Source organism: Bacteroides sp. NSJ-48, assembly GCF_014287405.1.
GTDB classification, from domain to species: Bacteria; Bacteroidota; Bacteroidia; order Bacteroidales; family Bacteroidaceae; genus Bacteroides; species Bacteroides stercoris.
On the sequence record NZ_JACOOD010000035.1, the window covers coordinates 36937 to 44510 of the forward strand.

Annotated in this window: 8 protein-coding genes; 6 read left to right on the forward strand and 2 right to left on the reverse strand. The window is 48.8% G+C overall.

Going from position 1 to position 7574, the window contains the following annotated elements; all coding sequences use genetic code 11:
- Positions 1–5 precede the first annotated feature (5 nt).
- The 4 genes from H8S52_RS14695 (at position 6) to H8S52_RS14710 (ending at position 2193) form a co-directional block, all read left to right on the forward strand.
- Positions 6–590 carry a DNA-3-methyladenine glycosylase I gene (locus H8S52_RS14695; protein ID WP_186910108.1) on the forward strand — a complete coding sequence of 195 codons (585 nt, stop codon included), beginning with the start codon at positions 6–8 and terminating at the stop codon, positions 588–590.
- Positions 591–708: 118 nt separating this feature from the next.
- On the forward strand, positions 709–1263 hold the full coding sequence (locus H8S52_RS14700; protein WP_186910109.1) for an RNA polymerase sigma factor: 555 nt from the start codon (positions 709–711) through the stop codon (positions 1261–1263).
- Between the two features lie 48 nt (positions 1264–1311).
- Positions 1312–1680: a hypothetical protein gene (locus H8S52_RS14705; RefSeq protein WP_186910113.1), complete on the forward strand. Its 369-nt coding sequence runs from the start codon at positions 1312–1314 to the stop codon at positions 1678–1680.
- Positions 1681–1713: 33 nt separating this feature from the next.
- Positions 1714–2193, forward strand: a complete 480-nt coding sequence (locus H8S52_RS14710; RefSeq protein ID WP_186910110.1) for a hypothetical protein — start codon at positions 1714–1716, stop codon at positions 2191–2193.
- A 217-nt stretch (positions 2194–2410) separates the two neighbouring features.
- Here H8S52_RS14710 and mazG read toward each other — a convergent pair whose 3' ends face one another.
- Both mazG and H8S52_RS14720 read right to left on the reverse strand, forming a co-directional pair.
- Positions 2411–3208: a nucleoside triphosphate pyrophosphohydrolase gene (mazG, locus tag H8S52_RS14715; protein WP_005657821.1), complete on the reverse strand. Its 798-nt coding sequence runs from the start codon at positions 3206–3208 to the stop codon at positions 2411–2413.
- 11 nt (positions 3209–3219) lie between these two features.
- Positions 3220–4317: a DUF3810 domain-containing protein gene (locus tag H8S52_RS14720; protein ID WP_186910111.1), complete on the reverse strand. Its 1098-nt coding sequence runs from the start codon at positions 4315–4317 to the stop codon at positions 3220–3222.
- Here H8S52_RS14720 and H8S52_RS14725 point away from each other — a divergent pair.
- Both H8S52_RS14725 and H8S52_RS14730 read left to right on the forward strand, forming a co-directional pair.
- Entirely contained in the window at positions 4304–4579 is a 276-nt protein-coding gene (locus H8S52_RS14725) for a hypothetical protein (protein WP_040316299.1), read from the forward strand. The genes H8S52_RS14720 and H8S52_RS14725 overlap by 14 nt on opposite strands.
- A 111-nt stretch (positions 4580–4690) precedes the next feature.
- Entirely contained in the window at positions 4691–7375 is a 2685-nt protein-coding gene (locus H8S52_RS14730; RefSeq protein WP_186910112.1) for a valine--tRNA ligase, read from the forward strand.
- Positions 7376–7574: the final 199 nt, after the last annotated feature.

Below are 7574 nucleotides of genomic sequence, written 5' to 3' on the forward strand. Positions count from 1 at the left end.
TAAGTATGCAAGATATAATAAACGGACGTTGCGGCTGGTGCGGAACGGATGAACTGTATGTGAAGTACCACGATGAGGAGTGGGGAAGATTGGTGACCGATGACAGGACGCTGTTTGAGTTTCTTGTATTGGAGAGTTCCCAAGCCGGACTGAGCTGGATCACAATCCTCAAAAAGCGCGAGGGATACCGTAAAGCCTTTTGCAACTTCGATGCCGGGCAAGTGGCGCAAATGACCGATGAGGACGTTGAGCGTCTGATGCAGTTTGAAGGTATTGTGCGGAACCGTCTGAAAATCAAATCGGCCATTACGAACGCAAGGCTGTTCCTTGCCGTGCAGAAGGAGTTCGGCAGCTTTTATAACTACACCCTTTCATTCTTCCCCGACGGGAAGCCTATCGTGAATACCGTTCACTCATTGAGCGATATTCCTGTATCATCGCCCCAATCCGATGCCATGAGCAAGGACATGAAAAAACGGGGATTCAAGTTCTTCGGGAGCACGATTTGCTACGCGCATTTGCAGGCAGCAGGCTTTGTCAACGACCATCTGGCAGAATGTATCTGCCGCCAAGTCAAAGAAGAGCATTAAACAAACGAATCGGCAATATGCTTTTGTGCCTGCCGGGCTTTTTGCCTCTTGCGGATGGCTTTTCGTTTTTAATTTTCTATCTTTGCGTAGAGAAAAGATATAAATGTGAATAGACTATATGAACCCTTCTTATAACGAACGCGAAGTGCTGGCGCTTCTTCAGGAAGAGAGTACGCAGAAGCGGGGATTTGAGATGATTGTGGCGCAATACAGCGAGCAGTTATACTGGCAAATCCGGCGCATGGTGCTTTCGCATGAGGATGCCAACGACTTGCTTCAGAATACCTTCGTCAAGGCATGGCTCAATATCGATTATTTCCGGGCAGAGGCCAAACTCTCCACCTGGCTCTACCGCATCGCCCTGAACGAATGCCTTACTTTCCTGAACAAACAGCGGGCGGCGAGCACCGTGTCGTTGGACGCTCCCGAAGCCGACACCCTTCAGAAGCTGGAGAGCGATCCTTACTTTTCGGGCGACAAAGCTCAGATGGCCTTGCAGAAAGCGTTGCTCACCTTGCCCGAAAAGCAACGCATGGTGTTCAACCTGAAGTACTACCAGGAAATGAAATACGAGCAGATGTCCGATATTTTCGGTACTTCGGTGGGGGCTTTGAAAGCGTCCTACCACCATGCCATAAAAAAAATAGAGAAGATATTGGGAGAAGAAGATTAAACCTTTAACGTGAAAAAAAGTCTAACCAAACAGAAAGGAGAAGAGCTTATGAAAGAAGAAGACAACATACTCAAGAAAGTAGGGACGGAGAATGCTTTCCGTGTTCCCGAAGGATATTTTGAGAATTTCACTTCGGAGCTGATGAACCGTCTGCCCGAAAAGGAGAAACTTGCCTTCGAACAGAAAGAGCCTACGATGTGGGAGAGGGTGAAACCCTGGACCTATATGGCAGCTATGTTTGTAGGTGCGGCATTGATTATCCGCGTGGCTTCCTCTGACCGTACGCCGGCTGCAACCGACCGCATGGCTGCCGACGAAACGGAAACCGAAATGGAATATATCAACATGGCGGTGGATAACTCCATGCTTGACGACTACTCATTGTATGTATATCTGGCCGATTCCGATGCCGAATAAGCCGTAGAGAACTTTAACCGATTGAAAAAAGAAATGAAAAAGCTGATTGTTTTATTAGTAATGATGTGCAGTCTGGCACCCGTATTGTGGGCAGCGGACGGATGCAACCAACGTTTGTCGCCTGCTGAGTTCCGTGCCAGACAAAAAGCATATATCACAGAAAAAGCCGGATTGACCAAGGAAGAGGCAGCCAGGTTCTTTCCTCTTTATTTTGAATTGCAGGACAAGAAAAAAGAGCAGAATGACAAGGCGTGGAGTCTGATTCGTCAGGGAAAGGACGAAAAGACCACCGAAGCCCAATATGATGTGATTATGGAAGGCGTGTACGATGCCCGTATCGCTGCCGACCGTTTGGACAAGACTTATTTTGCGAAGTTCAAGAAGATATTGTCTGCCAAGAAACTTTATCTGGTGCAGAAAGCCGAGATGCGTTTCCACCGGGAATTATTGAAAGGGATGCGGCATAATGACAACAAAGATAAAACGCCGAAACCCCAGCCGGGCAAGAAATGAAAAAGGATATATGCCCGGATTGAAAATTGTGCGGGTGCGTCAAAACTAAAATGACTGTTCTGAAAAGTTACAGGTTGTAACTTTAATATTTAAAAGGAGAGTGTTCAAATACACTTGATGATTTCTTTCAGGCGCGGAATTACACGGATTTCACGGAAAAAGATAAAATAAATCCGTGTAATTCCGTGCCTGAAAAGAAACAGATAGTAAGTGAATTTCAGTTTCCTTTCTTTTCCAATGCTTTGGCTTCTTCCCATAATTTATCCATTTCTTCCAGCGTCATGTCGTGCAGGTTTCTGCCTTCCTTGATGCTATGTGCTTCCACATAGTTGAAGCGGCGGATAAACTTCTGGTTGGTATGCTCCAGTGCATTGTCCGGATTTATTTTATACAGGCGTGCGGCATTGATAAGGCTGAACATTACGTCACCGAATTCCTCTTCTGCTTTCTGCTTGTCCATGCGGGCCACTTCGGCTTGGAATTCTCCGATTTCTTCTTTTACTTTATCCCACACCTGTTCCCGTTCTTCCCAGTCGAAACCCACGTTGCGGGCTTTGTCCTGAATGCGGTATGCCTTGATGAGTGAGGGCAGGGCGGCGGGCACACCGCTCAACACCGTTTTGTTGCCCCCTTTTTCCTTGAGTTTCAATTGTTCCCAGTTTTCGGATACCTGTCCGGCAGTCTCCGCTTTCACATCACCGAATACGTGGGGATGGCGGAAGATAAGCTTTTCACATAAGCGGTCGCATACATCCTTTATGTCGAAATCGCCGGTTTCCGAACCTATCTTGGCATAGAAAGCCACGTGGAGCAGCACGTCTCCCAACTCTTTGCAGATGTCCTGCTTGTCGTCGCGCATCAGGGCATCGCATAGTTCATAAGTCTCTTCAATGGTATTGGGACGCAGGCTTTCGTTGGTCTGCTTCTTGTCCCAGGGACATTTCACACGCAGTTCGTCGAGTATGTCGAGGAAGCGGCCGAAGGCTTCCATCTGTTCCTTTCTTGTATGTTGCATGAGTTATTTTTTTAATTAAACATTATTGACGCAAAGATACTGTTTTTCTTCCATTCCTCATACGAAATCAGCAGACCTACCACTTCCGAGTAGTTTTTCCGTCCGCTTTCTATCTTGTTTCCTTTCAGGTATAAGTCGTATATCCGGTCCTGAATGCGGCCGATTACAGGATTGTACTTCTTCATCCAGTACTCGCTGTTCTTCTTTGCCAGTCCGATAATCTCCGGACGTATGCGCCGGAAGAGCTGCGCGTATCCCTCTTCAGCCATGAGCCGGCGGGCGTTGTTCAGGACATGCGGCAGTACGGAAAGGTAACCGCTGAAGCGGATGGCCTGCACTTGCGAGTGTGTACATACCTGATAGGCATAGAAATTGGCTTCCGCCTCGCTGGTGATACCCAATAAGTGGGCAAACTCGTGGGCGTAAGTAGCCGGATATTGCGAGGGGAGCAAGTCACCGTTCAGGGTGAACTCGCAGAAGAAAGGTCCCATGCTGCCGGTGACGCCTACCATGGAAATCAGTGGGGTGAATAGCATCGTCTTTGCGCGGGGCGTTTGATGGAAGGGGCGGTGAACGCCTAAGGAGTCACCGATTTGATTATAGACCCGTACGCTTTCACGGCAGACCAGCTCTTTTTCGACCGACGTAATATCGGTGTAAGAGCTGTTCAGATTCTCGATGTAGCCGTCCGTAAAACTCCGAAAGTTATCAGGAGTATAGGCTGTGTAAGGAATGTGCGTCCGCTCGTAAAAGTTTTTTTGCGAGTAATTCAGTCCCCATGCCAGATAGAACCATACGTACACCCATAGAAGATACTTTACATCTTTCAGCAGGATACGGTTCCATTTCTGTTTGCGGATGCAGCGTGCGTAAACAGGGTAGAGAAGTACGCCGGCGATACTTAGCGCAATGAACAGGTCGCCGATGGCGAAAGGTACAAGCCGGGAGAAGGACGAAAGTGCCCGGGCGATGGACGGGTATACGTACATGGCGTAGGCATCTCCCAAACCGGGCACTGTCTGCACGCACAATACGAGCAACAAAAAAAATATCAAAAGTAATGAATTGCCTCTGAATCTCACTCCTGCTGTTGTTATGCTACGCTTCATTCTATTCTTCTTTTTGGGGCCCGTGCCGGTTTCCTGCTTTCGGTGCTGTCGTTTCTCCCTTTGGGAACGGGAGTTTCAAGCGGTGGATACTCCGGTTTCCTTACGTGGAAACTGCTGTTCCCTTGCGTGGAAACTGCTGTTTCCTTACGTAGACACTGTCGTTTCCCTGCGTGTATACTCCTGTTTCCTTGCGTGGAAACTTCCGGTTTCGGTAGCCGAAGCCGAAGCGGCACCGGGTGCTTGTTACGGCAACTCCGTATAAAATCATCATTTGTAAAGCAAAGGTATGTAATTCTTTTCATTGCTTTTGCCGGATAAAGCTATTAATTTATTAATTTTGCGCCCATTATAACAAAATATAGATTTTAGAAACATGGAATTAGCAAGTAAGTACAATCCCGCTGACGTAGAGGGAAAGTGGTACCAGTATTGGTTAGACCACAAATTATTCAGTTCTAAACCCGATGGTCGTGAGCCCTACACCATCGTCATTCCGCCCCCTAACGTCACCGGTGTGCTCCACATGGGACACATGCTTAATAATACCATCCAAGATATCCTTGTACGCCGTGCCCGTATGGAAGGCAAGAACGCCTGCTGGGTTCCGGGTACGGACCATGCTTCCATTGCCACCGAAGCCAAGGTTGTGAACAAGCTTGCCGCACAGGGCATCAAGAAAACAGACCTTACCCGCGACGAATTCCTGAAGCATGCCTGGGAATGGACGGACGAGCACGGTGGCATCATCCTGAAACAGCTCCGTAAGCTGGGCGCTTCCTGCGATTGGGACCGCACTGCCTTCACCATGGATGAGAAACGCAGTGAAAGCGTGATTAAAGTGTTTGTAGACCTTTACAACAAGGGGCTGATTTATCGCGGTGTGCGTATGGTGAACTGGGACCCGAAAGCCCTCACCGCCCTCAGCGACGAAGAGGTTATCTATAAGGAAGAGCACAGCAAGCTGTATTATCTGAAATATTACGTTGCCGACGATGATATGTCCGGTGAGACGGGAGTTGAAGGCGAAGTGGTTCATCGCGACGCTTCCGGCAAGCGTTATGCCGTGGTAGCCACTACGCGTCCCGAAACAATCATGGGTGATACGGCGATGTGTATCAACCCTGCCGACCCGAAGAACCAATGGCTGAAAGGTAAGAAAGTGATTGTGCCGTTGGTGAACCGCGTTATTCCTGTTATCCAGGATGATTATGTAGACGTGGAGTTCGGTACGGGCTGTCTGAAGGTAACTCCTGCACACGACGTCAACGACTATATGCTGGGCGAGAAATACAACCTGCCCGCCATCGACATCTTCAACGACAACGGTACGCTGAGCGAAGCAGCCGGACTGTACGTAGGTATGGACCGCTTCGATGTACGCGAGCAGATTGAGAAAGACCTGCAGGGTGCCGGGTTGCTGGAAAAGGTGGAAGCCTATACCAATAAGGTCGGTTTCTCCGAACGTACCAACGTGGCAATCGAGCCGAAGCTCTCCATGCAATGGTTCCTCAAGATGCAGCACTTTGCCGATATGGCTTTGCCCCCGGTGATGAATGATGACTTGAAATTCTACCCTGCCAAATATAAGAACACTTATAAGAACTGGCTGGAGAACATCAAGGACTGGTGTATCAGCCGCCAGTTGTGGTGGGGACACCGCATTCCCGCTTACTTCCTGCCGGAAGGCGGATATGTGGTGGCAGCCACTCCCGAAGAGGCCTTGAAGCTGGCACAGGAAAAGACCGGAAATCCTGCCCTTAAAATAGAGGATTTGCGTCAGGACGAGGATTGCCTCGACACCTGGTTCTCTTCCTGGTTGTGGCCTATCTCCCTGTTCGACGGTATCCTGAATCCGGGCAACGAAGAAATCAACTATTATTATCCTACCAGCGACCTGGTAACGGGTCCGGATATTATCTTCTTCTGGGTGGCGCGCATGATTATGGCAGGGTATGAATACGAAGGCAAGATGCCGTTCAAGAACGTTTACTTCACGGGTATTGTCCGCGACAAGCTGGGACGCAAGATGTCCAAATCGCTCGGCAATTCACCCGACCCGCTTGACCTGATAGACCGCTACGGCGCCGATGGTGTGCGTATGGGTATGATGCTTTCGGCTCCTGCCGGCAACGACATCCTTTTTGACGATGCGCTTTGCGAACAGGGACGTAACTTCAACAATAAGATATGGAATGCTTTCCGTCTGGTTAAGGGCTGGGAAGTGAGTGAGGAAGTGCCTGTGCCGGAAGCTGCCGAACTGGCTATGCGCTGGTTCGAGTCCAAACAGAATGCCGTGGCTGCCGAATTGGCAGACCTGTTCGGCAAGTATCGTTTGAGCGAAGCATTGATGGCGGTGTACAAGCTCTTCTGGGATGAGTTCTCTTCCTGGTATCTGGAGATGATTAAGCCTGCTTACGGACAGCCCATCAACAAGAAGGTGTACGATACGACTATCGGTTTCTTCGATAATCTGTTGCATCTGCTGCACCCGTTCATGCCGTTCATCACCGAAGAGTTGTGGCAGCACATCGTCGACCGTAAGGATGGAGAAAGCCTTATGGTAAGCCCTATCTCCATGTCGACGGAAGTGGACGAGGCTTTTGTACAGCAGTTCGAGGTGGTGAAAGAGGTTATCAGTAATGTACGTTCTATCCGTTTGCAGAAGAACATCGCCCAAAAAGAACCGTTGGAATTACAGGTTGTCGGTGAAAACCCGGTGGCTGCTTTCGATGCTGTCATTATCAAGATGTGCAACCTTTCTGCCGTAACCGCAGTTGAGGCTAAGGCCGACGGCGCTGCCGCTTTCATGGTAGGCACAACGGAATTTGCCGTTCCTTTGGGCAACATGATTGATGTGGAAGCCGAAATAGCCCGTATGGAAGCTGAATTGAAGCATAAGGAAGGCTTCCTGCAAGGCGTTCTGAAGAAACTGAGTAACGAGAAGTTCGTGAATAATGCTCCTGCTGCCGTTATCGAAATGGAACGCAAGAAACAGGCGGACGCGGAGAGTATCATCAGCTCACTGAGAGAAAGTATTGCCGCTTTGAAGAAAGCGTAAGACAGTATCTCCGATATAAAAGAAAGAGGTTGTGTCAAAATGCTGACACAGCCTTTTTTTATGCGCAAAGCCCAGACTTTCTCAAGCCCGGGCTTTGTTATTACCCAAAGTTTTCGTATCTTTAGGCATAAAGTTTTTCGTTATGGCAAAGTTACATTTTCGTCCTTACATTCCCAACCAAACCGTTCTTTTTCCACAA

Excerpts from the sequence above, each read along its gene's own strand:
- H8S52_RS14695 (WP_186910108.1), top strand. The coding sequence starts at position 6 with ATGCAAGATATAATAAACGGACGTTGCGGCTGGTGCGGAACGGATGAA.
- H8S52_RS14700 (WP_186910109.1), top strand. The coding sequence starts at position 709 with ATGAACCCTTCTTATAACGAACGCGAAGTGCTGGCGCTTCTTCAGGAA.
- H8S52_RS14705 (WP_186910113.1), top strand. The coding sequence starts at position 1,312 with ATGAAAGAAGAAGACAACATACTCAAGAAAGTAGGGACGGAGAATGCT.
- H8S52_RS14710 (WP_186910110.1), top strand. The coding sequence starts at position 1,714 with ATGAAAAAGCTGATTGTTTTATTAGTAATGATGTGCAGTCTGGCACCC.
- mazG (WP_005657821.1), bottom strand. The coding sequence starts at position 3,208 with ATGCAACATACAAGAAAGGAACAGATGGAAGCCTTCGGCCGCTTCCTC.
- H8S52_RS14725 (WP_040316299.1), top strand. The coding sequence starts at position 4,304 with ATGCTACGCTTCATTCTATTCTTCTTTTTGGGGCCCGTGCCGGTTTCC.
- H8S52_RS14720 (WP_186910111.1), bottom strand. The coding sequence starts at position 4,317 with ATGAAGCGTAGCATAACAACAGCAGGAGTGAGATTCAGAGGCAATTCA.
- H8S52_RS14730 (WP_186910112.1), top strand. The coding sequence starts at position 4,691 with ATGGAATTAGCAAGTAAGTACAATCCCGCTGACGTAGAGGGAAAGTGG.